The organism is Variovorax xiamenensis, assembly GCF_050916385.1.
Lineage (GTDB): Bacteria > Pseudomonadota > Gammaproteobacteria > Burkholderiales > Burkholderiaceae_C > Variovorax.
Genome location: NZ_CP139038.1, coordinates 3,857,326 through 3,882,758, shown reverse-complemented (window position 1 = coordinate 3,882,758; position 25,433 = coordinate 3,857,326). Strand labels below are relative to the sequence as shown.

Genomic DNA, 25,433 nt, shown 5'->3' with positions numbered 1-25,433 from the left:
CGCAGGCGTCGACGCGGGAGCAGCACCCGCGGATGCTGCCGTTGCTGTCGAAGACTCCGATTTTGCAGTCCCGCGCGGATGGGGCGTGACGGGTTTTACGCGGGGGCGCGCTTTCAGGGCGCACGGCGGCTGCGGTCGATGGCCATGCTCAGCGAGATGGCGACCAGCACCAGGCCGAGGCCGACCCAGCTCATCCATGCACTGGCGTCGTTGGCGAGCAGCCAGCCGCCCAGCGCCGCGCCCACGGCCTGCCCGGTGTAGATGCCGGAGCTGTTGAGCGCCACCGAGCCCGGCGCGAGCGTGGGCGCCAGGCCCACCAGACGGGCCTGCTGGGCCGAATTGGTGGCGAAGCAGCCCAGGCCCCATGGCACGAGCACCACCGCAAGCCAGGCCAAGGTGGAAGCCAGCGGCCACAGCAGCAGGCTCGCGGCGATCAGCACCGTCGTGATCAGCACCATGCGGCCGGCGCCCACGCGGTCGATGTACCGGCTGACCACCATGTTGCCGACCAGTCCGCAGGCACCGAACAGTGCCCACATCGCGCTCAGCGTGGTGGCGTCGGCGCCGAAGCTCTGCTTGAGGATCGGGCCGAAGTAGCTGAACAGCACGAACTGGCCGGCGCCCTGCAGCGCCGTGACCGAGACGATGCCCATCAGCACCGGGCTGCGCAGCACGCGCGACCAGGCTGCGGCGGTCAGCGCGGCGGGGCGGATGCCATTCGGCAAGGTGAGCCAGACCGCTGTCGCGCTTGCGACACTGAGCGCCGCAATGGCCACGAAGGCCATGCGCCAGCCCAGGTGCCCACCGATCAGCGCACCGATGGGCAGGCCGAGCACGGAGGCCATCGACCAGCCGAGAAAGACGAAGGTGACGGCACGTCCGCGATGCTCGGGCGGCACGAGCAGGCCTGCGCAGGCGGCAGCCTGTGGCGTGAAGATGGCCGGCGCGATCACCGTGAGCATGCGCACCGGCAGCAGGGCGGCGAAGCTCGGCATCAGAGCGCAGAGAACATGGCCGGCGGCGTACCAGAGCAGGGTGAGGGCGAGAAGCTGCCGGCGGTCCCAGCCAGCGACGGCTGCAGCCAGCAACGGTGCGCCAATGCACATCACCGCTGCTGCGGCGGTGATGAGCTGTCCCGCGGTGGCTGCGGTGACGGAGAGAGAAGCGCTGATCTCGTTGAGCGTGCCGGGCACGACCATCACGCCCGTGCCGATCACGAAATTGCCGGCAAGCAGCGCCCAGAGCGCTCTCTGTGGCGCCGGCCGGCTCACCGGCGGACCTGCAGCGCGCCGGGATTCACGATGTTCGTGGGATTGCCGTTGATGTAGCTCACGACATTGTCGAAGGCCTGGCCGAAGTAGCTCTCGTAGCTTTCCTGCTCGACGTAGCCGATGTGCGGCGTGCAGATGCAGTTCTCCAGGCGCAGCAGCGCGTGGCCTTGCAGCGGCGGCTCGCTCTCGAACACGTCGACGGCCGCGAGTCCGGGGCGGCCGCGGTTGAGGGCGGCGAGCAGTGCGTCGGCCTCGACCAGCTCGGCGCGCGAGGTGTTCACGAACAGGGCTGTCGGCTTCATGCGCGAGAGGTCTTCCAGCGTGATGAGGCCGTTGGTTTCCTCGTTGAGCCGCAGGTGCACCGACAGCACGTCGGCGGCGGCGAAGAACTCGTGGCGGTTCTGCGCAACCTGGAAGCCGTCGGAGCGCGCCTTGGCGCAGCTGGCCTCACGGCCCCAGATCACGACCTGCATGCCGAAGGCCTGCCCATAGCGCGCGACCAGTTGGCCGATGCGGCCGTAGCCCCAGATGCACAGCGTCTTGCCCTTGAGCACCGAGCCGATGCCGAAGTTGGGCGGCATCGAGGCCGACTTGAGCCCCGACTGCTGCCAGGCGCCATGCTTGAGATTGCTGATGTACTGCGGCAGCCGGCGCATGGCGGCCATGATGAGCGCCCAGGTGAGCTCGGCAGGCGCCTGCGGAGAGCCGGAGCCCTCTGCCACGGCCACGCCGCGCTCGGTGCAGGCTGCCACGTCGATGTGTCCAGCGACGCGCCCGGTCTGGGATATGAGCTTGAGCTTCGGCAGCTTCTCGATGAGCTGGCGCGAGATCTGGGTGCGCTCGCGGATCAGCACGATCACGTCGGCGTCCTTGAGGCGAACTGACAACTGGCCAATGCCTTTCACCGTGTTGGTATAGACCTTGGCCGCGTATGCATCCAGCTTCGAAGCGCAGCGCAGCTTGCGCACGGCGTCCTGGTAATCGTCGAGGATCACAATGTTCATGGCACGCCATTGTGCCTCGCAGCATTGGAATGTCGCGCCGGCGAACGTTTGGATACCCGCCCTGCGCCCGCTTGCAGGGCGGTTTCGGACCCAGTTCGGGCTCAATGCAGGCGTGTGGAGCGCGGGGCCGTGGCCATGGTTTCCGCGGCTTCCAGCGCGGCCAGGCGGTCGAGTTCGGCGCAGACGTCGGCCATGCGGCCGGAGATGACTACGCGGTTGGCACTGCGCTGCTGGCCCTTGCCGTCGACCACCCGGACCACGCGCAGAGGGCGCGCCGGTGCAGCGGCTGTTTCAGAAGGCGCGACACCGCCTGAACGGGCGGTACAAGCGGGGCGCACTGCCACGTAGCGCAGTCCTGCCGAGGACTCGGCGTCGAGGTGGCCACGATGCGCACGGCGTGCCGGCATCAGGCGGTTGGCCAGCGATTGCAGCGGCATCCAGATGTCGGCGATGGCGAGGAGGGCGATTCCCATGTGAACTCCAAGAAAGTATGAGGTTGAACACAGGCAGGATTTCTTGAATCGGCCGCGACAGGGTGATGGCGACTCTTCGCCATACGCCCGCCACCTGTCACTGCCGGATGGGTGCTGTGGAAAGCAGGCTGCTCGGGCCTACATCAGCATGGTGTTCCGGATGAGGCCGACAGCGAGGCCTTCGATTTCGAAAGGCTCGCCCGGCTGCACGATGATGGTCGGGTAGTCGGGGTTCTCGGCATGCAGCTCGATGACCTGCTTGTTGCGCTTCAGGCGCTTGACGGTCACCTCGTCGCCGAGCCGGGCGACCACGATCTGGCCGTTGCGCGCTTCCTTGGTGGCCTGCACGGCAAGCAGGTCGCCGTCCATGATGCCGGCGTCGCGCATCGACATGCCGCGCACTTTGAGCAGGTAGTCGGGCTGGCGCTGGAACAGCGTGTTCTCGACGTAGTAGGTCTGGTCGACGTGTTCTTGCGCCAGGATGGGCGAGCCGGCTGCAACGCGACCGATGAGCGGCAGCGCCAGCTGGGCCATGCCGGGCAGGGAGAGGGAGAACTGGCCGCCTTCGCGATGGCGCGTTTCGTTGAGCGAGCGCAGCGCGTCGCCCTTGAGGCGGATGCCGCGGGAAGTACCGCTGACAAGTTCGATGACGCCCTTGCGCGCCAGCGCCTGCAGGTGCTCTTCGGCGGCATTGGCCGACTTGAACCCGAGCTCGTTGGCGATTTCGGCGCGCGTGGGTGGCGCACCGGTGCGTGCGATGGCGCTCTGGATCAGGTCCAGGATCTGCTGCTGGCGGGCTGTAAGCTTCACGGCGAACTGCATGTGTGGTTCCTTGCGGCACTGGTTGGATATCCAGTGCCTGTATTTTTAACCAGTTTTTAGAAGTTGACAAGACATGGTCAATTCCTCTTTGTCCGAACTGCCGCGCCGCGTGGTGGTCCTCGGCACCGGCGGCACCATTGCGGGCCGTGCGGCCAGCAGTGACGACAACATCGGCTACACCGCCGCGCAGGTGGGCGTGGCCGACCTGCTGGGCGGCATCGAGGCGCCCGAAGGCGTGATGCTGGAAGCCGAGCAGGTCGCGCAGGTCGACAGCAAGGACATGTCCTTCGACATCTGGCAACAACTGGCCCGACGCTGTGCGCACTGGCTGGCACAGGCCGACGTGGCGGGCGTGGTGATCACGCACGGCACCGACACGATCGAGGAAACCGCGTTCTTCCTGCACTCGGTGCTGGTGCCGTCGAAGCCTGTCGTGCTGACTTGTGCGATGCGACCTGCCAGCGCGCTGTCGCCGGACGGGCCGCAGAACGTGCGCGACGCGATCAGCGTCGCCGTGACGCAGGGCGCGCGCGGTGTCACGGTGGTGTGCGCCGGGGCGATTCATGCCGGCGTCGACATCCAGAAGGTTCACACCTATCGGCTCGATGCCTTCGCGTCAGGTGATGCGGGGCCCGTGGGCTACGTGGAGGAGGGCGAGGTTCGCCTCGTTCGTTCGTGGCCGCAGGGCGGGGCCCTGCCGGTAGCAAAGCTCTTCGAGACGGTTGAAGTGCAATGGCCTCGGGTCGAGATCGTGATGAGCCATGCCGGCGCCAGCGGCGCTGTGATCGATGCGCTGCTTCAGGCAGGCGGGGAAGACCCGGTGCGCGGACTGGTGCTTGCGACCACCGGCAACGGCACGCTGCATCACGCGCTGGAGGCCGCAGCGCTCAAGGCGCAGAAAGCCGGGATCGCCGTGCTCCGCGCCACGCGCTGCTCGAGCGGGCGCATCCTGCCGAAGGCCGGCGACCTGCTTCGCGATGCAGGCGCACTGACGCCCGTGAAGGCGCGCATCGCGCTGGTGCTGGAACTGCTGGGGTGAAAACAAAACCGCCCCTGTCGAAGGGGCGGTTGATCGGGGCGTCGGGTCGTCAGCTGCTCAGTGCAGCCAATGCACGCTGCGTGATCTCATCAACAGTGCCCACACCCTTGATGGCGCGGTACTTGGGCGCGGCGACCGGATCGGCCTTGGCCCAGGCCGAGTAGTAGTCGACCAGCGGACGCGTCTGCTGGCTGTACACGTCGAGCCGTTTGCGAACGGTTTCTTCCTTGTCGTCCTCGCGCTGGATCAGGTCCTCGCCGGTCACGTCGTCCTTGCCTTCCACCTTGGGCGGGTTGAACTTCACGTGATAGGTGCGGCCCGAAGCCGGGTGCGAGCGGCGGCCGCTCATGCGCTCGATGATGTCGCCGAAGGGCACGTCGATCTCGAGCACGTAGTCGAGCTTGACGCCGGCTGCCTTCATGGCGTCGGCCTGGGGAATGGTGCGGGGGAAGCCGTCGAACAGGAAGCCGCTGGCGCAATCGGGCTGCGCAATGCGCTCCTTCACGAGATTGATGATCAGGTCGTCGCTGACTAGGGCGCCGGCGTCCATGACGGCCTTGGCCTGCAGTCCGAGCGGCGTGCCTGCCTTGACGGCTGCACGCAGCATGTCGCCGGTCGAAATCTGGGGAATGCTGTATTTCTGGCAAATGAAGGCCGCTTGCGTGCCTTTGCCCGCCCCGGGCGCGCCCAGCAAAATTAGTCTCATGGTGTCCTCGGACGGTTCTTAGATTTTGTGTCGCGCCGAGCATCGGCCCCATGGCTGGGCTGGGCGGAGTTGCTTCGAGGATAGCATGCGTGCCCTCGGGGAAATCCCGCTGCCTGTAGCCGGGGAGACGCCCGGGCTCAGGCTCCGGCGGTCGCGAAGACCGCGCACACGCGCGCCAGGTCCTCGGGCGTATCGATGCCGGGGCCCGGTGCGACGTGGCTCACATGCACCGCGATGCGATGGCCGTGCCACAGGGCGCGCAGCTGTTCGAGCGCCTCCGTCGCCTCGACGGGCGCCGGGGGCAGCGAGGGAAAGCGACGCACGAAGCCGGCGCGGTAACCGTAGATTCCGATGTGGCGCAGAGGGGCGGGGGCGGCAGCCAGCACGGCAGGTGCCGCGCCGCTGGCGGAGCCGTCGCGCCACCAAGGGATCGGCGCGCGGCTGAAATACATCGCGTTGCCCTGCGCGTCGAGCACGACCTTCACCACGTTGGGGTTCATGAAGTCGGCGACCGAGTCGATCTCGTGGGCCGCGGTGCTCATTGCCGCTTCGGCGTGCGTGGCCAGCGTGGAAGCCACGGCATCGATCAGTGCCGGGTCGATCAGCGGCTCGTCGCCCTGAACGTTGACGACGATGTCGTCGCCATCGAGGCCAAGCTGTTCGCAGGCTTCGGCCAGCCGGTCGGTGCCGCTGGGATGATCCTGGCGCGTCAGGACGACCTCGACGCCATGCGCCTTGCAGGCCTCGACGATGGATGGATCGTCGCCGGCGACTACCACGCGCGCCGCGCCGGATTCGCTGGCCCGCTGCGCCACGCGCACCACCATGGGCACGCCGGCGATGTCGGCCAGGGGTTTGTTGGGAAGGCGGGTCGAGGCCAGCCGCGCCGGAACCAGAACGGTGAAGCTCACAGCCCGAGCTCTTCGTCGGAGAGCGTGCGTGCCTCGTTCTCGAGCAGTACCGGAATGCCGTCGCGCACCGGATACGCCAGACGGGCGCTGCGCGAGCACAACTCCTGCTTCTCGGGGTTCCAGGTCAGCGGCCCCTTGGTGACGGGGCAGACGAGCAATTCAAGCAGCTTGGTATCCATCGAGCGATGATAGCTTTGCGTCGAGCGCGGCGAAGAATTCCGCGGACGGCGTGAACTCCAGCGGCACGGCCAGGGCGTCGGGAGCCTTGCGCCAGAGCTTGACGGCGTCCTTTTCGGTGCAGACGAGGGTCTTGTCCGTGCCGGATGGGCGTTGCCAGCTCTCGAAATCGAAGTGATCGGGCAGCGCGATGGTGTCGGCGAGCGTCAGGCCGCGGGCGCGGAGCATCTCGAAGAAGGCTTCGGGTCGTGCAATCGCCGCCAATGCGGTCAAGGGGCGGCCCGCCAATGAGACCAACGGTACGCGTCTTCCGTCGTTGCCCAAGGCGTTGTCCGCAAGGGTCCGGGTGGCAGTATGGCCCTGCGCGAAAGCCGGCCGCGATCCACTGTGCAGCACCAGGTCGCAGCGTCGCGGCCAGGCTTCGCGCAGCGGGCCCGCGGGCAGTCGCCAGCCGTTGCCGATGCCCCGGTCGTCGAACACGCAGATCTCGATGTCGCGACCGAGCGCCAGATGCTGCAATCCGTCGTCGCTGACGATGACCTGCGTGGCCGGGTGCCGCTCGAGCAGTGCGCGCGCGGCGTCGATGCGCCGGCGCGCCACGAAAACCGGCGCTCCGGTGGCATGGTGAATCAGCGCGGGCTCGTCGCCCACGTCGCGCGGATCGCTGTCGCCGAGCACTTCGCGGCAATCATCGGTGCGGCGACCGTAGCCGCGCGACACCACGCCTACCCGAATTCCCCGTGCTTGAAGATGCCGCACGACGGCCATCACGACCGGCGTCTTGCCGGCACCACCCGCGATCACGTTGCCGACCACGATCACCGGCACGCGCACGCGCTCGGTCTTCAGCCATCCCAAGCGATAGAGCAGGCCGCGCACCGCGAACAGCGCGGCATAGACGAGCGACAGCGGCCACAGCAGGCAGGCCAGGAGGCCGCGATGCAGCCAGGCGTCCTGCAGGCGCGAACCCGTATTGCCGACGTTGCTGCCGCTATCTGAAGGCACTCAGTGCCCGGCTTGCGCCGTCGACTGGGCCGCGAAGGTGATCTGCATCAGGCCGGCTCGACGCGCGGCTTCCATCACCGTCACCACGGCCTGGTGCGGGCTGGTCGCGTCGGCGCTGATGATCACCACGCTGTCCTTGCCGCCGGTGGCCGCGGCGGCCAGGGCAGCCGTCACGCTTTCCACGCTGCGGTCGGCCACCGCGTTCTTGTTGACCGAATATCGGCCGTCGGCCGACACCGCGACGATCACTTCCTTCGGATAGTCGCGCTGCGCATCGACGTCCGCCGTGGGCAGCCGCAGTTGCATCTCGGTGAACTTGCTGTAGGTGGTCGACAGCATCAGGAAGATCAGGATCACCAGCAGCACGTCGATGAACGGGATCAGGTTGATCTCCGGCTCGTCGCGCGCGCCGTGGCGGAACTGCATGCGGGCGCGGCTCATTTGCGCAGGGCGTTGAGATGACGGGCGAAGCGCTCGCCGGAGAGTTCGAGATTCAGCAGGTACTCGTCGACCCGGCTGCGGAAATAGCGCCAGAAGATCAGCGTCGGAATGGCGACGATCAGGCCGAAGGCGGTGTTGTAGAGCGCGATCGAGATGCCGTGCGCCAGTTGCGCCGGGTTGCCCGAACCCACCGCGCCGCTGCCCGGCGACTGTGAGCCGAAGATTTCGATCATGCCGATCACGGTGCCCAGGAGCCCCAGCAGCGGGGCGGCGGATGCGATGGTGGCCAGCGCCGGCAGGTAGCGTTCGAGCTTGTGCGCCACGGTACGGCCCGAGGCCTCCATGGCGGCGCGCAGGTCGTCTTCGGTGCAGCGCGGATTGGCGTTCAGCGCGCGCAGGCCGGCGGCCAGCACCTGGCCGAGCATCGAGTTGCGTTCGAGTTTGGTCACGACATCCGGGCCGGGAATGGCTCCGTGCGACGCGGTGATGGTTTCGTCGAGCAGCTTCGGCGGCAGTACCCTCACGGTCTTGAGACTCGTGAAACGTTCTATAACCAGCGCGAGCGCAATGACCGAACAAGCGAGCAAGGGCCAGATCGGCCAACCCGCGGCAACTATGATGGAAAACAAGAAAATCCTCCGGCCCGTAGACTGCAAATGCGCGGCGATTATCCACTGAGCCCACCATCGTCACGCGCCTTGTTTTTGTGTCAGCAAGGACGCACAGATTCTGTGGATAACTTTGTGATTAACCCGCTGCGCAACGCGTCCGGACCCGCATGGGACGGCCTTTTCGCTGGATCGACTGAATTTTGAGCAGCACTTTTTTCAATGAAATCAACAGGTTGCACGAGAAACCGTGCGCCTGTCTCGCCCCGAGGGCTGAAAGCCGGGATCGTGCCGCCCGTTGTGGAAGAGTGGCATCCGGCCGAGCGTGCACTTTGTGAACTTGCGTGAACCGAATTCCGCGCCAGGGCCGCGCGTGTGGGCTGTCGGCGCCTTGTGCCGCGCGGTGGCGGACGCGCTCGACGCGCGTTTCAACCCGGTGTCCGTGCGCGGCGAGATTTCCGGTTTTTCGCGCGCCTCGAGCGGACATTGTTACTTCGCGCTCAAGGACGAATCCGGCCAGCTGCGCTGCGCGATGTTCCGCCGGGCCGCCAGCCTGCTCGATTTTTCGCCGCGCGATGGCGACCAGGTGGAGGTGCGCGGGCGCCTCGCCGTCTACGAGCCTCGCGGCGATCTGCAGCTGGTGGTCGAGAGCCTGCGACGGGCCGGGCAGGGCGCTTTGTTCGAACAGTTCCTGCAGCGCAAGGCGCGCCTGGAGGCCGAGGGCCTGTTCGATCCGGCACGCAAGCGGGCGCTGCCGACCATGCCGCGCTCGATCGGCATCGTCACTTCGCTCGGGGCGGCCGCGTTGCACGACGTGGTTACGGCACTGCGAAGGCGCGTTCCGCATATTCCGGTTGTACTTGCCCCGGCCGCCGTGCAGGGGGCCAACGCACCAGGCGAACTGGTGCGGGCGCTGCTGTCGCTTTATGAGCTCACGCCTGCCGTCGACGTGATCCTTCTGGTGCGCGGCGGCGGCTCCATCGAAGACCTCTGGGCCTTCAACGACGAGACGCTGGCGCGCACCATCGTGCGCAGTCCGGTGCCGCTGGTCAGCGGCGTAGGGCACGAAACCGACTTCACCATCGCCGACTTCTGCGCCGACCTGCGTGCTCCCACGCCCACAGCCGCTGCGGAACTGGTGAGTGCGCCACGCGATGTGTGGCTGGGCGCGCTCGACCTCATCGACGAGCGGCTGGGCGATGCGCTGGGCGCGCGTCTCGACGTGCTCGGGCAGCGCCTGGACCAGGCGGCGGGGCGCCTCGGCCGCCCTTCGGGTCTTGTGACGCGCCAGCAGTTGCGTCTGGCGCACCATGCGCAGCGCCTTCGCTATACGGTGCTGGCCAGGAGGGAGCGCCTGACGCAGGCGCCGCGTTTGATTGCGGCCGACTTTCCTCAGAAGCTCGGGCGCGCGGTGGTGCAGCGGCGCGATCGGCTGGAGCGCGTGGCCTTGCGCATGCGGTTGCTCGATCCGGCACTGGTCTTGCAACGCGGCTATGCGTGGCTGACCGATACAGACGGTCATGCGATCGTCAGCGCAACGCAACTTGCGCCTGGCGATGCGGTGAAGGCGCGTCTCGCCGATGGCGAAGTCGACCTGACCGTCACGCCGGGCGGCGCGACGGGAACACGTCCGACGTCACCTCAATAATTACTTCCTAGAATCCTTCATTCCCACAACCAACCCACGAGAAAAAACCATGGAACATGTGCTCCCACCCCTGCCGTACGCCCTGGACGCGCTGGCGCCCGAGTATTCGAAGGAAACCCTCGAGTACCACTACGGCAAGCACCACAACGCCTACGTGGTGAACCTCAACAACCTGCAGAAGGGCACCGAATTCGAGTCGATGACGCTCGAGGAGATCGTCAAGAAGTCCAGCGGCGGCATCTACAACAACGCCGCCCAGATCTGGAACCACACCTTCTTCTGGAGCTGCATGAAGCCCCAAGGCGGCGGCGCTCCCACCGGCGCGCTGGCCAAGGCCATCGAAGCCAAGTGGGGCAGCTACGACGCCTTCAAGGAAGCGTTCGTGAAGTCGGCCGTGGGCAACTTCGGCTCGGGTTGGACTTGGCTGGTGAAGAAGGCCGACGGCTCGGTGGACATCGTGAACACGGGCGCCGCCGGCACGCCGCTGACCACCGCCGACACCGCGCTGCTGACGGTGGACGTCTGGGAGCACGCCTACTACATCGACTACCGCAACCTGCGCCCGAAGTTCGTCGAGACCTTCCTGGCCAAGCTGGTCAACTGGGACTTCGCCGCCAAGAACTTCGGCTGATCCCGGATTCGTTCAACAAAAAAGCCGACCCATGGTCGGCTTTTTTGTTGGCTATAGACGGTGGATGTTCAGCGCTTGCCGGCTGCGAACAGCTCGCCGCCGAGCTTGGCACCCTTCTTGATGTTCTTCTTGGCGAACCAGCCCTGATTCATCTCGAGCACGTAGCGCACCGGCTCCTGCGAGCAATGCGTGTTCTCGGTCATCGGCTGCATGTCGGCCAGGTTGACGATGCGGCCATCGTCGGCGACGAATGCGGCGGTCAGCGGCAGGATCGTGTTGCGCATCCAGAAGCACTGCGTGGCGGGCTGCTCGAACACGAAGATCATGCCTTCGGCCTGGGGCATTTCCTTGCGGAACATCAGGCCGATTTCACGTTGAAGAGGGGTTTGCGCGACCTGCGCGTCGATCTTGTACAGGCCAACCGACAGTTGCGTGCGCGGCAGTTCGGTCTGGGGTTGCTGCTGGGCATGCGCCGGCATCATGAACGATGCGGACACCAGGAGCAGGGCGGCGAGACGCTTGAGCATCGGACGACTCTTTCAGGGCGGGGCCAGGGCCCGGCCTGGATTAAAAAATACAAACAAAAATGCCCGCTGATGCGGGCATTGCCGGTGAGCGTGGAAGCTTACACCTTCTTGGCAGCGGCCGTGTGGGCCTTGGCCACGTGGCGAACCTTGTGCTTCTTGGCTGCGTGCTTCTTGGCGGAAGCGTGCTTGGCAGCCTTGGCAGCGGGTGCGGGAGCAGCCGTGGTGGGTTCGGCTTGTTGAGCGAAAGCGCCGACGGCGAAGAGACCGGCGACCAGGGCTGCGAGCAGCTTGTTCATGAACATATCCTTTGAAATTCGTTGATCTGGATTGCCCTCCCTGCGGAAGGTAGACATTCAACGAAGGCCGTTCTGCGCGGTTGACAGCAAGGAGACCGATGCAGGCGAAAAAAAAGCGCTCCGAAGAGCGCTTCTTTTATGGGGCCGGCCGAATTACTTCGGGGTGCCGCCTTGGGTCGACTTGCGCTTGACGCTGCCGTCCTTGTTGCGACGACGCTGGTCGCGGGTTTCAGCACGCTTCTCGCCAGAGGCAGCAGCCTTGTCGGCACCGATGGCGCCGCCTTCGGGGGTCTTGGCTTCGTCGCCAGCCGGGCCCTTGACCTGGCCAGCGGGCTTGGCGGCCTTCTTGGTTTCGGCGCGCTGCTGCGACTTGCTATTGGTGGCGTTGCCTTGCTCGGGCGTCGTGCCGGCCGGGTTCTGGGCGTAGGCGCCAGCGGCGAACAGGCCAGCGATCATGACTGCGAGAATTTTGCTCATTGATGATTCCTCTATCGAGAATTGGTTGGAAACGCCTCCCGGCGAGCAGAAGGTCAGCCACTAACGAGGCCATTGGCCCGTCGGTTGACAAACGCTTGCTGATGGGTTGCGTCTAAAATGTACAGCGATTTGTTCGCCGGCTGTACAGCTGAATACGTGCCGTGTCTGAATTCGCTGACAGTTGTCAAAAGTACGTCAATCCCGGAGCCGCTCCCCCTCATGACCAGTTATCAGCACATCAAAGTCCCGACCGAAGGCCAGAAGATCACGGTCAACGCCGACAACTCGCTCAATGTGCCTGACCAACCGATCATCCCTTTCATCGAGGGCGACGGAACCGGCCTGGACATCACGCCGGTGATGCTGAAAGTGGTGGACGCTGCGGTTGCCAAGGCCTACGGCGGCAAGAAGAAGATCCACTGGATGGAGGTCTACGCTGGCGAGAAGTCGACCAAGGTCTATGGCCCCGACGTCTGGCTTCCCGAGGAAACGCTGCACGCCGTGCGCGACTACGTGGTTTCCATCAAGGGTCCGCTGACCACGCCCGTCGGCGGCGGCATCCGTTCGCTGAACGTCGCGCTGCGCCAGGAACTCGATCTCTACGTGTGCCTGCGTCCGATCCAGTATTTCGAGGGCGTTCCGAGCCCGGTGCGCGAGCCGCACAAGACCAACATGGTGATCTTCCGCGAGAACTCGGAAGACATCTATGCAGGCATCGAATTCGAAGCCGAGAGCGACAAGGCCAGGAAGCTCATCAAGTTCCTGCAGGACGAAATGGGCGTCAAGAAGATCCGCTTTCCCAATACCTCGGGCATCGGCGTCAAGCCAGTGTCCAGGGAAGGCACGGAGCGTCTCGTGCGCAAGGCGCTGCAGTACGCGATCGACAACGACAAGCCCAGCGTTACCCTGGTGCACAAGGGCAACATCATGAAGTTCACCGAAGGTGGCTTCCGTGACTGGGGCTACGGCCTGGCCGCCAAGGAATTCGGCGCCGAGCTGATCGACGGCGGTCCGTGGATGAAGTTCAAGAACCCGAGGACCGGCAAGGAAATTACCGTCAAGGACAGCATCGCCGATGCGTTCCTGCAACAGATCCTGCTGCGTCCCGCAGAGTACAGCGTGATCGCCACGCTCAACCTCAATGGCGACTATGTGTCCGACGCCCTGGCCGCGCAGGTCGGCGGCATCGGCATCGCCCCCGGCGCGAACCTGAGCGATACCGTTGCCATGTTCGAGGCGACCCACGGCACGGCCCCCAAGTACGCAGGCAAGGACTACGTGAACCCTGGTTCCGAGATCCTCTCCGCCGAAATGATGCTGCGCCACATGGGCTGGAAGGAAGCCGCCGACCTGATCATCAGCTCGATGGAAAAGTCGATCGCCAGCAAGAAGGTCACGTACGACTTCGCTCGCCTGATGGACGGCGCGACGCAGGTGAGCTGCTCGGGCTTCGGTCAGGTCATGATCGACAACATGTAATTGCTGCGCGCCGCAACGCCCGGCGGCGTGGCGACGGCATGACGAGCCCTTGAACTTCCGGAAGGAATTCAAGGGCTTTTTATTGCTTCTTCAATCGGGGTTTCACCGGCTTTTTTGCCTAAAACTCCTCGCCGGCGCACCTCTGTGGAAATACTGTCGCAACCGCCGCAAACCCCTTGAATTGTCGGATAGGCGCCACCACGTTTTTTTGCTCGGCACGGCGCTTGCACGCTCTATAGAATGATTTTCATGGCAACGAGAATTCCAAAAACTCCCAGTACTCCGCCGGCCCAGAAGCCGGCCGGAGATGACGGAGATTCGGTCGTCCTGGAGCGCCGGCCGCAGAAAACCGCGCCGCCCCAGATGTACCAGGTGGTGATGCTGAACGACGACTACACGCCAATGGAGTTCGTGATCGTCGTGCTGCAGGAATATTTCAGCAAGGACCGCGAAACCGCGACCCAGATCATGCTCAAGATCCACCTCGATGGCCGGGGCGTCTGTGGGGTCTATTCCCGCGACATGGCCGCCACCAAGGTCAACCAGGTAATGGAAGCCGCCCAGCAGGCGGGGCATCCACTGCAGTGCGTCAGTGAACCTGTTGCATGAACCAGTTGAATTGCGCAAGCTCCAACCCATCTGAGAACTTATTTACAGCAAGGCAAAAGGAAATCACATGATTGCCCAGGAACTGGAAGTCAGCTTGCACATGGCCTTCGTCGAGGCCCGGCAGCAACGCCACGAGTTCATCACCGTGGAACATCTGCTGCTCGCTTTGCTGGACAACCCGAGCGCCGCGGAAGTTCTGCGCGCCTGCTCGGCCAACGTCGACGACCTGCGGGCGTCGCTCACCAACTTCATCAAGGACAACACGCCCCAGGTGGCGGGTACCGACGATGTAGACACCCAGCCCACCCTGGGTTTCCAGCGCGTGATCCAGCGCGCCATCATGCATGTGCAGTCCACCGGCAACGGCAAGAAGGAAGTCACCGGCGCCAACGTGCTGGTCGCGATCTTCGGCGAGAAGGACTCGCACGCCGTGTACTACCTGCACCAGCAGGGCGTCACCCGCCTCGACGTGGTCAACTTCATCGCCCACGGCATCAAGAAGAGCGATCCGCCTGAAGCCGTCAAGGGCAGTGGCGAAGCTCCCTCGGGCGAAGGCGAAGAGGGCGGCGGCGAACGCAACGAGAAGGCTTCGCCGCTCGAGCAGTTCACGCAGAACCTCAACCAGATGGCCAAGGACGGCAAGATCGATCCGCTGATCGGCCGCGAGTACGAGGTCGAGCGCGTCATCCAGATCCTGTGCCGCCGGCGCAAGAACAACCCGCTGCTGGTCGGTGAGGCCGGCGTGGGCAAGACCGCCATCGCCGAGGGCCTCGCGTGGCGCATCACGCAGGGCGACGTGCCCGAGATCCTGGCCGAGTCGAACGTGTTCTCGCTCGACATGGGCGCGTTGCTGGCCGGCACCAAGTACCGCGGCGATTTCGAACAGCGCCTGAAGGGCGTGCTCAAGTCGCTGAAGGACAAGCCGAACGCCATCCTCTTCATCGACGAGATCCACACCCTGATCGGTGCGGGCGCTGCCTCGGGCGGCACGCTCGACGCTTCGAACCTGCTCAAGCCGGCGCTCTCCAGCGGCCAGCTCAAGTGCATCGGCGCGACCACCTTCACGGAATACCGAGGCATCTTCGAAAAAGACGCGGCCCTGTCGCGTCGTTTCCAGAAGGTCGACGTGGTCGAGCCTTCGGTGCAGGAAACCGTCGACATCCTGAAGGGCCTGAAGTCGCGCTTCGAGGAACACCATGGCGTGAAGTACGCCGTGGCGGCCCTGCAGGCCGCGGCCGAGCTCAGCGCCAAGTACATCAATGACCGTCACCTGCCCGACAAGGCCATCGACGTCATCGACGAAGCCGGCGCCGCCCAGCGCATCCTGCCGCCGAGCAAGCGCAAGAAGACCATCAGCAAGACCGAAGTCGAGGAAATCGTCGCGAAGATCGCGCGCATTCCCCCGGCCAACGTCAGCAACGACGACCGCAGCAAGCTGCAGACCATCGAGCGCGACCTCAAGAGCGTGGTGTTCGGCCAGGACAAGGCACTCGAAGTGCTGGCCTCCGCGGTCAAGATGGCGCGTTCGGGCCTCGGCAAGGGCGACAAGCCGATCGGCTCGTTCCTGTTCTCCGGCCCCACGGGCGTCGGCAAGACCGAAGCGGCGAAGCAGCTCGCCTACATCATGGGCATCGAGCTGATCCGTTTCGACATGTCGGAGTACATGGAGCGTCACGCGGTGAGCCGCCTGATCGGCGCGCCCCCGGGCTACGTCGGTTTCGACCAGGGTGGCCTGCTGACCGAGGCTGTCACGAAGAAGCCGCACGCGGTGCTGCTGCTCGACGAAATCGAGAAGGCGCACCCGGACATCTTCAACGTGCTGCTGCAGGTCATGGACCATGGCACGCTGACCGACAACAACGGACGCAAGGCCGACTTCCGCAACGTCATCATCATCATGACGACGAACGCGGGCGCCGAGACCATGAACAAGGCGACCATCGGCTTCACCAACCCGCGCCAGGCGGGCGACGAAATGGGCGACATCAAGCGCCTGTTCTCGCCCGAATTCCGCAACCGGCTGGACGCCATCGTCAACTTCAAGGCGCTCGACGAACAGGTCATCCTGCGCGTTGTCGACAAGTTCCTGCTGCAGCTGGAAACCCAGCTCAGCGAGAAGAAGGTGGAAGTCACCTTCAGCGACAAGCTGCGCAAGCACCTGGCGAAGAAGGGCTTCGATCCGCTGATGGGCGCACGTCCGATGCAGCGCCTGATCCAGGACACGATCCGTCGTGCACTGGCCGACGAGTTGCTGTTCGGTCGCCTGACCGACGGTGGCCGCCTCGAAGTCGACCTCGATGACAAGGACGAAGTGCTGCTCGACATCCAGCCGCTTCCGAAGAAGGAGGGCAAGTCCAAGCCCGAAGCCGAGGAAGCAGCGGCAGGCTGATCCCTTGCGGTTCCTGAAATGAAGCCAAAGGCCGGTAGCATCGCTACCGGCCTTTTTCTTTGGGCCCGCCCATATCGAATCACCGTCACAGCCGCCCCAGCCGCCTCTCGCCTTGATCCTCCCCGAACTCAGCCACGAATGGAAAACCGGCCTCTCCCTCGCGTGGAGCGGCTACATCGCGGTGTTGTCGGTCTGGATCGTGATGCAGAAGCGCGCGCCGGTGTCGACGATGAGCTGGATCCTCTCGCTGGCGCTGCTGCCGTTCGCGGGCTTTGTCGTCTACTACTTCCTCGGGCCGCAGCGGCTGAAGAAGCAACGCCTGAAGCGCCTGCGAAGCCGCGCCAGTGCCTTCGCCCAGGCCGATGTGGCGCGGCTGCGCGACGCCGCGCAGAACGCCCCGCCTGCGCTGCAGCAGATGGCCAAGCTGGGCACGGCCACCTGCGGGCTGCCTGTTTCCAGCGCGCTCGACGTCGAGCTGCTCTCCGGCGGCGCGCGCACCTTCGACGCGATCTTCGACGCGGTGCGCGCCGCGCAGAACCACATCCACCTCGAGTACTACATCTTCGAGCCCGACCGCATCGGCACCGCGCTGCGCGACCTGCTGATCGAGCGCGCGAAAGAGGGCATCACGGTGCGCCTGCTGATCGATGCGCTGGGCTCCAAGCGCATCGGCCGCAGGTTCATGGCGCCCATGCTGGAGGCGGGCGTCGAGGTGGCGCTGTTCCACGACACCAAGATCGGCCGCCGCCTGCGCCCGGTGACCAACTACCGCACCCACCGCAAGATCGTGGTGTGCGACGGCCGCATCGGCTTCACGGGTGGCGTGAACATCACCGACGAGGAAGACAAGCGCACCAATCCCGACGCGTATCACGACGTGCACCTGCGCATCGAAGGCAGCGCTGTTCGCTGGCTGCAGACCACCTTCCTCGAAGACTGGACCTACGCCACCGGCGAAGACCCGCGCGGCATGGACGATGCCCTGAACGCCATGCTGCCGCAGCTGGAGGCAGGCGACATTCCCGTGCAGATCGTCACCAGCGGCCCCGACAGCCCCATGGAGGCCATCCATCGCATGCACGTCGAGGCCATCCATTCGGCCACGCACCGCGCCTGGCTCACCACGCCGTACTTCGTGCCCGGCGAGCCCGCGCTGATGGCGCTGACGAGTGCCGCGCTGCGCGGCGTCGACGTGCGCCTGCTGGTGCCGCGCCGCAGCGACTCGGCCATCGTGAGCGCCGCCGCGCGCTCGTACTTCGACGAACTCATCGCCGCCGGCGTGAAGGTGTGGGAGTACAAGGCGCGCATGCTCCATTCCAAGACCCTGGTGGTCGACGACCATTGCGCGATGATCGGCACCGCCAATTTCGACAACCGCAGCTTCCGCCTCAACTTCGAGGTCTGCGCGGTGGTCTATGGCCCCGAGCTGACCCGGCCGCTGGCGGCGCAGTTCGAGACCGACCTGCACAGCTCCGGCGCGGTGCGCGGCAACCGGCGCCAGGGTTTCTGGCGCCGCCTCGGCGACGCGATCGCACGCCTGTTTTCACCCTTGCTCTGAATGAACCACACCTTTCTCTGGCACGACTACGAAACCTTCGGCGCGGTGCCCCGTCGCGATCGTCCTTCGCAGTTCGCGGCCATCCGCACCGATGCCGAGCTCAACGAGGTCGGCGAGCCGCTGATGATCTACTGCAAGCCCGCGCCGGACTACCTGCCCAGTCCCGAGGCCTGCCTCATCACCGGCATCACGCCGCAGGTGTGCCTGGAGCGCGGCATTCCCGAACACGAGTTCGCCGCCCAGATCGAGAAGGCTTTCTCGCAGCCCGGCACCATCGGTGTGGGCTACAACACCATCCGCTTCGACGACGAGGTCACGCGCTTCCTGTTCTGGCGCAACCTGATCGACCCGTACGCGCGCGAATGGCAGAACGACTGCGGCCGCTGGGACCTGCTCGACGTGGTGCGCCTCACGTATGCGCTGCGCCCGGACGGCATCGAGTGGCCGAAGAAGGAAGACGGCAAACCCAGCTTCAAGCTCGAAGACCTGGCGCGCGCCAACGGCCTGCTGCATGAGTCGGCGCACGATGCCTTGTCGGACGTGCGCGCCACCATCGCGTTGGCCCGCCTCATCCGCGACAAGCAGCCCAAGCTGTTCGACTTCGCACTCGGCCTCCACAAGAAGGACCGTGTCGCCACCGAACTCGGCCTGCCCGCGACGCGCGAGACCGCCAAGCCCTTCCTGCACGTCTCGGGCATGTTCCCGGTCGAGCGCGGCTGCCTGGCCGTGATGTGGCCGCTGGCGAGCCACCCCACCAACAAGAACGAGCTGCTGGCCTGGGACCTGGCCCATGACCCCAGCGAACTGCGCGACGTCGATGTCGAGACGCTGCGCCTGCGCCTCTTCACCCGCACGGCCGACCTGCCCGAGGGCGTGGTGCGCCTGCCGATCAAGGGCGTGCATCTCAACAAGTCGCCGATGGTGGTTGGCAACCTGCGCACGCTCGCGGCGCCGATGGCCGAGCGCTGGGGCGTCGATCTCGAGGCGGCGATGCGCCACGCAGCCATCGCGCGCGACCTGCCCGACATGAGCGCCATCTGGTCGCAGGTCTACGCCCGGCCCAAGGAGGCCACGCCCGACGTCGACGAAGACCTCTACGGTGGCTTCGTCGGCAACGCCGACCGGCGCCGGCTGAACCAGCTGCGCGGCCTCTCGCCCGAGGAGCTGGCGAAGGATCGCACCGGCTTCGACGATGGCCGGCTCGACGAGATCCTCTTCCGCTATCGCGCGCGTAACTGGCCCGAACTGCTGAACGAGGACGAGACCGAGCGATGGGAAGCCCTGCGCGTGGCCAGGCTCTTCAAGGGCGAGGGCGGGGCGCGCACCATCGAAATGCTCTTCAGCGAGGTCGACGCGCTCTCCGAGAACGCCGACGAGCGCGGAGAGGAAATCCTCGGCGCGCTCTACGAATACGCCGAGGCCATCGCGCCCGAGGCCTGACCCACCACCCGAGCGCACAGCCATGAGCCTGACGATCAACGCCGAACTCTCGAAGGGGCTCGAAGGCTACGGGCTCTTCCTGTCGGAGAGTTGCCTGCTGCCGATGCCGTTCCGCTTCGAGACACCGGTGCGCATCTGGCACTCGGCGCAGCTGCATGGCGGCTGCTCCGTGGGCGCCTATTCGAGCATCTCGCCCGGCACGCTGCTCGTCGACGTGCGCATCGGGCGCTATTGCTCCATCGGCGACGGCGTGCAGACCCTGTCGGACCATCCCGCCGACTGGTTCACCACGCACATGCTGGCCTACGCGCCGAATTTTCCCGAGCCGTACCGGCACCAGTCGGTCGGCCAGTTTCCGTCGCATTCGCCGGTGACCATCGGCAACGACGTGTGGATCGGCTCGCGCGTCAGCCTCAAGAGCGGCATCACCATCGGAGACGGCGCGGTGATCGGCGCGGGCGCGATCGTCACGCGCGACGTGGCGCCTTTCACCGTCGTGGGCGGCGTGCCGGCGCGGGTCATCCGCCAGCGCTTTCCCGACGCGCTCGCCGAGCGCATCCGCGCCTGCCCCTGGTGGGACTGGGACCTGCGCACGCTGGCGCTCGACTGGCAGCGCCCGCAAGAGGCCCAGTCGATGCTCGAGGAGGCCGTTGCCGAAAACCGCCTTTCGCGCTGGAATCCCGGCTGGCGGCTGCTCGACCGCGGCCAGCCGCCCGCCGAGGGTCAGCCCGCGCCGCTGGTTCTTCTGCCGGGCTGAAAACGATGCAAGGAGGTGTTCGCATGACGACGTCGGCCACTTTGTCTCCTCTACGCGCCGCGCTGGCCGTCGCAGCGGCGGCCCTGGCCCTGGCCGGCTGCGGCACCTTGCCGCCACCGGGCTCCGGCGGCGCCGGCAGGGCCTGCGGCAGCGGCTTCGAGACCTTCGAGCGCGACACGCTCTATTTCGGCCGCGCCATCCCCTCGGGTGGCCAGGTGTCGGACGCCGAGTGGACTGCCTTCCTGGACGGCACCGTGACGCCGGCCTTCCCGCAGGGCCTGACTGTGATCGATGCGGCGGGTCAGTGGCGCGGCGTGTCGGGCGAGGTGGTGCGCGAGCGCTCCAAGCTGGTCGTGCTGGTGCATGCGCGCAGCGAGAAGGACGACGCGGCCATCACCGCCATCGTCGGCGCCTACCGCCAGCGCTTCGCGCAGGAGGCCGTGCTGCAGGAGAGGCAGGCCGTCTGTGTCCGTTTCTGAAGCTTTGCCGCGAGATCGCAGCCTCGTACGCCGCCTGAGCGCGGCCGATGCCGAGGCCTATCGCGCTGTGATGCTCGATGCCTACGCCACGCATCCCAGCGCCTTCACTTCCACTTTGGAAGAGCGCGCCGCCTTGCCGCTGAGTTGGTGGATGCAGCGCCTCGGCGCCGCAGACGGTGGAGCGAACAGCGAAAGCGTGGTCTACGGCGCATTCGATGATGACGGCGCACTGGTCGGCGCGGCCGGCCTGAGCTTCGAGACGCGGCAGCGAACGAGCCACAAGGCCACGCTGTTCGGCATGTCGGTGAAGGCGTCGGCGCGCCGTGCCGGTTTCGGCCGCCGGCTGGTGCTGGCCTTGCTCGACCACGCACGCGCGCATGGCGGCCTGCGGCTGGTGCAGCTCACGGTCACCGAAGGCAACGAGGCGGCACGGAAGCTCTATGAAGACTGCGGCTTCCGTGTCTTCGGCGTCGAGCCGCTGGCAATCGCCGTCGACGACGCGTTGCTCGCGAAGGTCCACATGTGGTGCGACCTCGAAGCGCCCGCATCCTGATCGGGAGCGGGCAGGCCGGCTTTCACACCGGCTGCGTTTCGACGGCCGGCAACCCGCTCAGGTCTTGCGACCACGCCAGCGCCGAGCGGCACTAGATCCGCCGGCGAGGAGGCAGCAGGGCACGCTGCGCCAGGGGACCGATGCGAAGCGAATAGCTGGGTGGCGCGTCGGTGTCGGCACTCGCATGGATCGGCGTGCCGCAGGTTCCGCAGAAGCTCTGCCGCCGGCGCGCGCCGCTGTCGACCGTCTTCACGTAGGTCCTGGGCATGCCGCTCAGCAGGTGGAAGCCGGAGGCCGGCACCGTCACCGACACGCGGTAGGCCGTGCCCGAGAGAACCTGGCAATCGGAGCAGTTGCAAAGTCCGACCTTGTCCGGATCGACCTCGGCTTCATACGTGATCTCGCCGCAGTGGCAGGCGCCTTGGACTTTCATGCGAACTCCTGGTGAGGTGATTCGGGCATCGTAGAAAGGGCCGGTTCGGGGCGCAATGGCTGCCGTCCGGCTTTGCCGCAGGCCATTTCCCGCAGCCGCGCGGCTTGCGGCGCGGCCACGTATGCTCCCCGGATGGACGCCAATTCCGCCGCGCTAGCCGACTTCGCCACGCGCCACCGCAAGCTCTTCGTGCTCACCGGCGCCGGGTGCAGCACCGAATCGGGCATTCCCGACTACCGGGACGTCGACGGCGAATGGAAGCGCCCATCGCCCGTCACCTACCAGGCCTTCATGGGCGAGGAGTCCACGCGCAAGCGCTACTGGGCACGCAGCCTGATCGGCTGGCCGACCATGGCCGGCGCCCGTCCGGGGCAGGCGCATCGCGCGCTGGCACGGCTGGAAGAGGCGGGCCGCGTGGGCCTGCTGCTCACGCAGAATGTCGACGGCCTGCACGAGGCCGCCGGCAGCCGGGGCGCCATCGACCTGCATGGCCGCATCGACACCGTGCGCTGCATGGGTTGCGAGCGGCGCACGCCGCGCTCCGATCTGCAGCTCGAACTGCGCCGGCGCAACCCGCGCTGGGCCGAACTGGAAGCCCGCGCCGCGCCGGACGGCGACGCCGACCTCGAAGGCCGCGATTTCTCCACCTTCGACGTGCCCGCCTGCCCGCACTGCGGCGGCCTGCTCAAGCCCGACGTGGTGTTCTTCGGCGAGAGCGTGCCGAAGGAGCGCGTCACGGCCGCCTTCGCGGCGCTGGAAGAGGCCGACGCGGTGCTCGTGGCCGGCTCGTCGCTGATGGTGTATTCGGGCTTCCGCTTCGTGCAGGCGGCGGCCGCGGCCGGCAAGCCCGTGGCGGCGGTGAATCTCGGCCGCACGCGGGCCGACCCGCTGCTTTCGCTGAAGATCGAACGCCCGGTGGGCGAGGCCCTGTCCGAACTCGCGCGGCAACTGGCGCCGCAGCCTCGGCAGCAGGACGCCGCCGCCTAGCTCCGGCCCGGCGCGCCGCGCAAGGGCAGCGACCGGATGAACGCATCCACCGCCGCCGTGTAGGCGCCCGGAAGCCCCAGCTCGGCGTTGATCTGCGCGTGCGACAGGTCTTGCGGCACCACTTCGGCGCGGCTGCCGGTGGCGGCGATCCGCGCCGCGAACTCCCGGGCCTGCGAGCACGAGCCGTCGCGGCGCTGGGTGGAACACACCAGCAGCATCGGCGGCGCACCGCGCGCGAGCGCGTCGGTGGGCGACACGGTGCGCCAGTAGGCGGGGTCGCTGCCGAAGACGCGGTCGTAGAAAGGCATGTGGCGACGCCGCATCAGCGCCGCGGTGTCCAGCGCGGCACTGTCGAGCGCCACGGCGCCCAGCCATGGCCTGGCGCCTTGCTGCCGCGCGATGTCGGGCGAGGCACTGAGCAGCGCGACGAGGTGCGCACCGGCCGAATGGCCCATGAGGACGAAATGGCCAGCGTCGCCGCCCCACGAGGGCGCGCTCGCCTGCGCTGTGGCCACCGCACGCGCGACGTCCTGCGCCTGCTGCATCACGTCGGCCTGCGGCACGAAGCGATAGCCCACCGACACGAGGATGAAGCCCTGGTCACGCACCCAGTGCGCGACCTTCTGATTCACCACCGACGCGGCGGCCTTGTCGCCGAACATCCACGCGCCGCCGTGGACCATCACCAGCACCGGCGCGCCTTGCGCGTTCGGCGGCAGGTAGACGTCCATGCGCTGCCGCGCGTCGGAGCCGTAGGGCTGGTCCGCGAGCAGGCGCACCCCGTCGGGCGTCTGCTGCGCCATGGCCGGCGAAAGCGCCAGCATGAGCAGCCATGCCATGCAGATTCGAGCAAGACGCTTCATGAGTGGGCTCCCGGTGAACCGATGCGGTTCGGGATTTTCGCGCCGCAGCCCTTTCGGCGGGCTGACCGTTGCGCTCAACCGGCGTGCTTCGGAGCCATCCAGCTCGTCGACGCGCCGCGGCCCGCGAGATGCAGGCTGGCCGTGGCGGGCGGCGTTTCCGCCAGCAGACGTCCCTTGCGGAACACCTTGAGCCGAGCGGCGCGCAGCCGGATCGCCTCGACCGGATCGCGCGCCTGCAGCAGCACGAAGCTCGCGTCGCAGCCGGCCTGGAGGCCGTAGTTCTCCAGGTGCATCACGCGCGCGGCATTCGTCGTCACCGCCTCGAAGCATTGGCGGATGCCGTCCTGGCTCGTCATCTGCGCCACGTGCAGGCCCATGTGCGCCACCTCGAGCATGTCGCCCGAGCCCATGCCGTACCAGGGGTCCATCACGCAGTCGTGGCCGAAGGCGACGTTCACGCCGGCCGCCATGAGCTCCGGCACGCGCGTCATGCCGCGGCGCTTGGGGTAGGTGTCGTGGCGGCCCTGCAGGGTGATGTTGATCAGCGGGTTGGACACCACCGACACGCCGCTCTGCGCGATCAGCGGCAGCAGCTTGCTCACGTAGTAGTTGTCCATCGAGTGCATCGAGGTGCAGTGCGAGCCCGTCACACGGCCCTGCAGCGCCAGGCGCTGGGTCTCGAAGGCCAGCGTCTCGATGTGGCGCGAGAGCGGGTCGTCCGACTCGTCGCAATGCATGTCGACCAGCTTGCCGCGCGCCGCGGCGATCTCGCACAGCAGCTTCACGCTCGCCGCGCCCTCGGCCATGGTGCGCTCGAAGTGCGGGATGCCGCCGACCACGTCCACACCCTTGTCGAGGGCGCGCTCCAGGTTTTCGACGCCGCCTGGCGAGCGCAGCACGCCGTCCTGCGGAAAGGCGACCAGCTGCAGGTTCAGGTAGGGCGCGACCTTTCGCTTCACCTCCAGCAGCGCATCGACCGCGAGCAGGCTCGGGTCGCTGGTGTCGACGTGGGAGCGCACGGCCAGCAGCCCCTTGGCCACTGCCCAGTCGCAATAGGCCAGCGCGCGCTCGATGAGCGCATCGGCCGTCAGCAGCGGCTTCAGCTCGCCCCATAGCGCGATGCCTTCGAGCAGCGTGCCGCTCTGGTTGACGCGCGGCAGGCCGTAGCTCAGCGTGGCGTCCATGTGGAAGTGCGGGTCGACGAAGTGGGGCGAGAGCAGCAGGCCCTGCGCGTCCAGCTTTTCGTGAGCAGGCGCATCGAGGCCCTGCGTGACTTCGGCGATGCACCCGTCCTGCACGGCGACCGACATGCCGGTGCGGCCGTCGGGGAGGGTGGCGTTGGTGATGAGGAGGTCGAGCATCGTGGCGGCCTTTTCTTGTTCCTCGCGAGGCTATCGGAGAGCCCAGCGGTTGTTCCGGTTGTGGATGTAGATGTACACGTTGTCGCTGCGGTCGCGGGCGACGCCGGTGCTGCCCCATGGGAATGTGGCCGAGGTGCCGGAAACGCCCATGGAGGCCAGCCAGCGCTCGTGGAAACGGCACCGCTGGTCGACGCTGCCGTAGAAGTCGGCGTCCTCGAGCTTGCGCAACTCGAGTGTCGTGAGACTGAGGAAGCAGCTGACCAGCAGCAGTTCCTCGAAGCGCAATTCCAGCTGAACGGTCATGTCGCCGGTTGTCGTGGTCGCGCGGGCGAACACGCAATCGACGAACCGGCCCTCGACTTGCACGGTCTGGGCCGTCTGCGCGAAGGAGGGCGGCAGGCTGTCGGCGCGGGTGTCGATGCCGGCCACGATCCCGGCCGCCGAGAGACGGCCGTTCGTCGTGTCCAGATGGAGCTCCGCGTTCACCTC

The 25,433-nt window shown here is 66.6% G+C and carries 29 protein-coding genes; 12 read left to right on the top strand and 17 right to left on the bottom strand.

Features of this window, described 5'->3' with window-relative positions; translation table 11 throughout:
- Positions 1 to 113: 113 nt before the first annotated feature.
- From SFB74_RS17670 to lexA, 4 genes are all read right to left on the bottom strand, one after another.
- Entirely contained in the window at positions 114 to 1,271 is a 1,158-nt protein-coding gene (locus SFB74_RS17670; RefSeq protein ID WP_432725514.1) for an MFS transporter, read from the bottom strand.
- Positions 1,268 to 2,275, bottom strand: coding sequence for a D-2-hydroxyacid dehydrogenase family protein (locus tag SFB74_RS17665; RefSeq protein ID WP_093202278.1), 1,008 nt, complete (start codon positions 2,273 to 2,275; stop codon positions 1,268 to 1,270). Before SFB74_RS17665 ends, SFB74_RS17670 begins: the two co-directional genes overlap by 4 nt.
- Positions 2,276 to 2,376: 101 nt before the next feature.
- Entirely contained in the window at positions 2,377 to 2,748 is a 372-nt protein-coding gene (locus tag SFB74_RS17660) for a hypothetical protein (RefSeq protein ID WP_432725513.1), read from the bottom strand.
- Positions 2,749 to 2,886: 138 nt separating this feature from the next.
- On the bottom strand, positions 2,887 to 3,570 hold the full coding sequence (gene lexA / locus SFB74_RS17655) for a transcriptional repressor LexA (protein WP_013541704.1): 684 nt from the start codon (positions 3,568 to 3,570) through the stop codon (positions 2,887 to 2,889).
- A gap of 73 nt (positions 3,571 to 3,643) precedes the next feature.
- On the opposite strand from lexA, the gene SFB74_RS17650 reads away from it, so the two are divergent.
- Complete coding sequence (locus SFB74_RS17650; protein ID WP_432725511.1) at positions 3,644 to 4,609, top strand: asparaginase; 966 nt, start codon at positions 3,644 to 3,646, stop codon at positions 4,607 to 4,609.
- A 49-nt stretch (positions 4,610 to 4,658) separates the two neighbouring features.
- Here the strand turns inward: SFB74_RS17650 and adk are convergent, their stop codons facing one another.
- The 6 genes from adk to SFB74_RS17620 all read right to left on the bottom strand — a co-directional run bounded on the left by adk (position 4,659) and on the right by SFB74_RS17620 (position 8,478).
- On the bottom strand, positions 4,659 to 5,315 hold the full coding sequence (gene adk, locus SFB74_RS17645; protein ID WP_432725509.1) for an adenylate kinase: 657 nt from the start codon (positions 5,313 to 5,315) through the stop codon (positions 4,659 to 4,661).
- 137 nt (positions 5,316 to 5,452) lie between these two features.
- Complete coding sequence (kdsB, locus tag SFB74_RS17640) at positions 5,453 to 6,226, bottom strand: 3-deoxy-manno-octulosonate cytidylyltransferase (protein ID WP_432725508.1); 774 nt, start codon at positions 6,224 to 6,226, stop codon at positions 5,453 to 5,455.
- Positions 6,223 to 6,405 (bottom strand): Trm112 family protein, encoded by a 183-nt coding sequence (locus tag SFB74_RS17635; RefSeq protein WP_007836935.1) that lies wholly within the window; start codon positions 6,403 to 6,405, stop codon positions 6,223 to 6,225. The genes kdsB and SFB74_RS17635 overlap by 4 nt, the downstream gene beginning before the upstream one ends.
- Positions 6,386 to 7,408, bottom strand: coding sequence for a tetraacyldisaccharide 4'-kinase (gene lpxK / locus SFB74_RS17630; RefSeq protein WP_432725507.1), 1,023 nt, complete (start codon positions 7,406 to 7,408; stop codon positions 6,386 to 6,388). The genes SFB74_RS17635 and lpxK overlap by 20 nt, the downstream gene beginning before the upstream one ends.
- Positions 7,409 to 7,834, bottom strand: coding sequence for an ExbD/TolR family protein (locus SFB74_RS17625; protein WP_432731959.1), 426 nt, complete (start codon positions 7,832 to 7,834; stop codon positions 7,409 to 7,411).
- Positions 7,835 to 7,845: 11 nt separating this feature from the next.
- Positions 7,846 to 8,478 (bottom strand): MotA/TolQ/ExbB proton channel family protein, encoded by a 633-nt coding sequence (locus SFB74_RS17620; RefSeq protein WP_093202257.1) that lies wholly within the window; start codon positions 8,476 to 8,478, stop codon positions 7,846 to 7,848.
- A 313-nt stretch (positions 8,479 to 8,791) separates the two neighbouring features.
- On the opposite strand from SFB74_RS17620, the gene xseA reads away from it, so the two are divergent.
- Both xseA and SFB74_RS17610 read left to right on the top strand, forming a co-directional pair.
- Positions 8,792 to 10,105: an exodeoxyribonuclease VII large subunit gene (xseA, locus tag SFB74_RS17615; protein ID WP_432725505.1), complete on the top strand. Its 1,314-nt coding sequence runs from the start codon at positions 8,792 to 8,794 to the stop codon at positions 10,103 to 10,105.
- Positions 10,106 to 10,154: 49 nt separating this feature from the next.
- Complete coding sequence (locus SFB74_RS17610) at positions 10,155 to 10,736, top strand: superoxide dismutase (protein ID WP_432725503.1); 582 nt, start codon at positions 10,155 to 10,157, stop codon at positions 10,734 to 10,736.
- Positions 10,737 to 10,804: 68 nt separating this feature from the next.
- On the opposite strand, the gene SFB74_RS17605 is transcribed toward SFB74_RS17610, so the two are convergent.
- The 3 genes from SFB74_RS17605 to SFB74_RS17595 all read right to left on the bottom strand — a co-directional run bounded on the left by SFB74_RS17605 (position 10,805) and on the right by SFB74_RS17595 (position 12,036).
- Positions 10,805 to 11,263, bottom strand: a complete 459-nt coding sequence (locus tag SFB74_RS17605) for a DUF192 domain-containing protein (protein WP_432725502.1) — start codon at positions 11,261 to 11,263, stop codon at positions 10,805 to 10,807.
- 98 nt (positions 11,264 to 11,361) lie between these two features.
- Positions 11,362 to 11,559 (bottom strand): hypothetical protein, encoded by a 198-nt coding sequence (locus SFB74_RS17600; protein WP_301512367.1) that lies wholly within the window; start codon positions 11,557 to 11,559, stop codon positions 11,362 to 11,364.
- 153 nt (positions 11,560 to 11,712) lie between these two features.
- On the bottom strand, positions 11,713 to 12,036 hold the full coding sequence (locus SFB74_RS17595) for a cell envelope biogenesis protein TolA (protein ID WP_093194956.1): 324 nt from the start codon (positions 12,034 to 12,036) through the stop codon (positions 11,713 to 11,715).
- A gap of 219 nt (positions 12,037 to 12,255) precedes the next feature.
- Between SFB74_RS17595 and icd the strand changes: the two genes are divergently transcribed.
- The 8 genes from icd to SFB74_RS17555 all read left to right on the top strand — a co-directional run bounded on the left by icd (position 12,256) and on the right by SFB74_RS17555 (position 21,300).
- On the top strand, positions 12,256 to 13,515 hold the full coding sequence (gene icd, locus SFB74_RS17590) for an NADP-dependent isocitrate dehydrogenase (protein WP_432725501.1): 1,260 nt from the start codon (positions 12,256 to 12,258) through the stop codon (positions 13,513 to 13,515).
- Positions 13,516 to 13,764: 249 nt separating this feature from the next.
- Positions 13,765 to 14,124 (top strand): ATP-dependent Clp protease adapter ClpS, encoded by a 360-nt coding sequence (clpS, locus tag SFB74_RS17585; RefSeq protein ID WP_042674481.1) that lies wholly within the window; start codon positions 13,765 to 13,767, stop codon positions 14,122 to 14,124.
- A gap of 67 nt (positions 14,125 to 14,191) precedes the next feature.
- Complete coding sequence (gene clpA / locus SFB74_RS17580; RefSeq protein WP_093194958.1) at positions 14,192 to 16,513, top strand: ATP-dependent Clp protease ATP-binding subunit ClpA; 2,322 nt, start codon at positions 14,192 to 14,194, stop codon at positions 16,511 to 16,513.
- 112 nt (positions 16,514 to 16,625) lie between these two features.
- Entirely contained in the window at positions 16,626 to 18,071 is a 1,446-nt protein-coding gene (gene cls, locus SFB74_RS17575; RefSeq protein WP_432725500.1) for a cardiolipin synthase, read from the top strand.
- Positions 18,072 to 19,511 carry an exodeoxyribonuclease I gene (gene sbcB / locus SFB74_RS17570; RefSeq protein WP_432725499.1) on the top strand — a complete coding sequence of 480 codons (1,440 nt, stop codon included), beginning with the start codon at positions 18,072 to 18,074 and terminating at the stop codon, positions 19,509 to 19,511.
- 22 nt (positions 19,512 to 19,533) lie between these two features.
- The gene (locus SFB74_RS17565) at positions 19,534 to 20,268 is read left to right on the top strand and encodes a CatB-related O-acetyltransferase (protein ID WP_432725498.1); all 735 of its coding nucleotides are present in this window, start codon (positions 19,534 to 19,536) and stop codon (positions 20,266 to 20,268) included.
- A 23-nt stretch (positions 20,269 to 20,291) separates the two neighbouring features.
- On the top strand, positions 20,292 to 20,747 hold the full coding sequence (locus tag SFB74_RS17560; protein ID WP_432725497.1) for a DUF3574 domain-containing protein: 456 nt from the start codon (positions 20,292 to 20,294) through the stop codon (positions 20,745 to 20,747).
- Between the two features lie 4 nt (positions 20,748 to 20,751).
- Positions 20,752 to 21,300, top strand: a complete 549-nt coding sequence (locus SFB74_RS17555; protein ID WP_432725496.1) for a GNAT family N-acetyltransferase — start codon at positions 20,752 to 20,754, stop codon at positions 21,298 to 21,300.
- Between the two features lie 91 nt (positions 21,301 to 21,391).
- Here SFB74_RS17555 and SFB74_RS17550 read toward each other — a convergent pair whose 3' ends face one another.
- Entirely contained in the window at positions 21,392 to 21,733 is a 342-nt protein-coding gene (locus SFB74_RS17550; protein WP_432725495.1) for a GFA family protein, read from the bottom strand.
- A 132-nt stretch (positions 21,734 to 21,865) separates the two neighbouring features.
- On the opposite strand from SFB74_RS17550, the gene SFB74_RS17545 reads away from it, so the two are divergent.
- Positions 21,866 to 22,720, top strand: a complete 855-nt coding sequence (locus SFB74_RS17545) for an NAD-dependent protein deacetylase (RefSeq protein ID WP_432725494.1) — start codon at positions 21,866 to 21,868, stop codon at positions 22,718 to 22,720.
- Here the strand turns inward: SFB74_RS17545 and SFB74_RS17540 are convergent.
- The 3 genes from SFB74_RS17540 to SFB74_RS17530 all read right to left on the bottom strand — a co-directional run bounded on the left by SFB74_RS17540 (position 22,717) and on the right by SFB74_RS17530 (position 25,430).
- Positions 22,717 to 23,583 (bottom strand): alpha/beta hydrolase, encoded by an 867-nt coding sequence (locus SFB74_RS17540; protein WP_432725493.1) that lies wholly within the window; start codon positions 23,581 to 23,583, stop codon positions 22,717 to 22,719. The genes SFB74_RS17545 and SFB74_RS17540 overlap by 4 nt on opposite strands.
- A gap of 74 nt (positions 23,584 to 23,657) precedes the next feature.
- Positions 23,658 to 24,944, bottom strand: coding sequence for an amidohydrolase family protein (locus SFB74_RS17535; protein ID WP_432725492.1), 1,287 nt, complete (start codon positions 24,942 to 24,944; stop codon positions 23,658 to 23,660).
- A 30-nt stretch (positions 24,945 to 24,974) separates the two neighbouring features.
- The gene (locus SFB74_RS17530; RefSeq protein WP_432725491.1) at positions 24,975 to 25,430 is read right to left on the bottom strand and encodes a hypothetical protein; all 456 of its coding nucleotides are present in this window, start codon (positions 25,428 to 25,430) and stop codon (positions 24,975 to 24,977) included.
- Positions 25,431 to 25,433 lie beyond the last annotated feature (3 nt).

Coding starts and splice junctions, on each gene's coding strand:
- SFB74_RS17565 (WP_432725498.1), top strand. CDS start 19,534: ATGAGCCTGACGATCAACGCCGAACTCTCGAAGGGGCTCGAAGGCTAC.
- SFB74_RS17595 (WP_093194956.1), bottom strand. CDS start 12,036: ATGAGCAAAATTCTCGCAGTCATGATCGCTGGCCTGTTCGCCGCTGGC.
- SFB74_RS17650 (WP_432725511.1), top strand. CDS start 3,644: ATGGTCAATTCCTCTTTGTCCGAACTGCCGCGCCGCGTGGTGGTCCTC.
- sbcB (WP_432725499.1), top strand. CDS start 18,072: ATGAACCACACCTTTCTCTGGCACGACTACGAAACCTTCGGCGCGGTG.
- adk (WP_432725509.1), bottom strand. CDS start 5,315: ATGAGACTAATTTTGCTGGGCGCGCCCGGGGCGGGCAAAGGCACGCAA.
- icd (WP_432725501.1), top strand. CDS start 12,256: ATGACCAGTTATCAGCACATCAAAGTCCCGACCGAAGGCCAGAAGATC.
- SFB74_RS17665 (WP_093202278.1), bottom strand. CDS start 2,275: ATGAACATTGTGATCCTCGACGATTACCAGGACGCCGTGCGCAAGCTG.
- SFB74_RS17635 (WP_007836935.1), bottom strand. CDS start 6,405: ATGGATACCAAGCTGCTTGAATTGCTCGTCTGCCCCGTCACCAAGGGG.
- SFB74_RS17600 (WP_301512367.1), bottom strand. CDS start 11,559: ATGAACAAGCTGCTCGCAGCCCTGGTCGCCGGTCTCTTCGCCGTCGGC.
- SFB74_RS17545 (WP_432725494.1), top strand. CDS start 21,866: ATGGACGCCAATTCCGCCGCGCTAGCCGACTTCGCCACGCGCCACCGC.
- clpA (WP_093194958.1), top strand. CDS start 14,192: ATGATTGCCCAGGAACTGGAAGTCAGCTTGCACATGGCCTTCGTCGAG.
- SFB74_RS17605 (WP_432725502.1), bottom strand. CDS start 11,263: ATGCTCAAGCGTCTCGCCGCCCTGCTCCTGGTGTCCGCATCGTTCATG.
- SFB74_RS17610 (WP_432725503.1), top strand. CDS start 10,155: ATGGAACATGTGCTCCCACCCCTGCCGTACGCCCTGGACGCGCTGGCG.
- SFB74_RS17660 (WP_432725513.1), bottom strand. CDS start 2,748: ATGGGAATCGCCCTCCTCGCCATCGCCGACATCTGGATGCCGCTGCAA.
- SFB74_RS17625 (WP_432731959.1), bottom strand. CDS start 7,834: ATGCAGTTCCGCCACGGCGCGCGCGACGAGCCGGAGATCAACCTGATC.
- SFB74_RS17540 (WP_432725493.1), bottom strand. CDS start 23,583: ATGAAGCGTCTTGCTCGAATCTGCATGGCATGGCTGCTCATGCTGGCG.
- SFB74_RS17560 (WP_432725497.1), top strand. CDS start 20,292: ATGACGACGTCGGCCACTTTGTCTCCTCTACGCGCCGCGCTGGCCGTC.
- lexA (WP_013541704.1), bottom strand. CDS start 3,570: ATGCAGTTCGCCGTGAAGCTTACAGCCCGCCAGCAGCAGATCCTGGAC.
- SFB74_RS17550 (WP_432725495.1), bottom strand. CDS start 21,733: ATGAAAGTCCAAGGCGCCTGCCACTGCGGCGAGATCACGTATGAAGCC.
- clpS (WP_042674481.1), top strand. CDS start 13,765: ATGGCAACGAGAATTCCAAAAACTCCCAGTACTCCGCCGGCCCAGAAG.
- SFB74_RS17535 (WP_432725492.1), bottom strand. CDS start 24,944: ATGCTCGACCTCCTCATCACCAACGCCACCCTCCCCGACGGCCGCACC.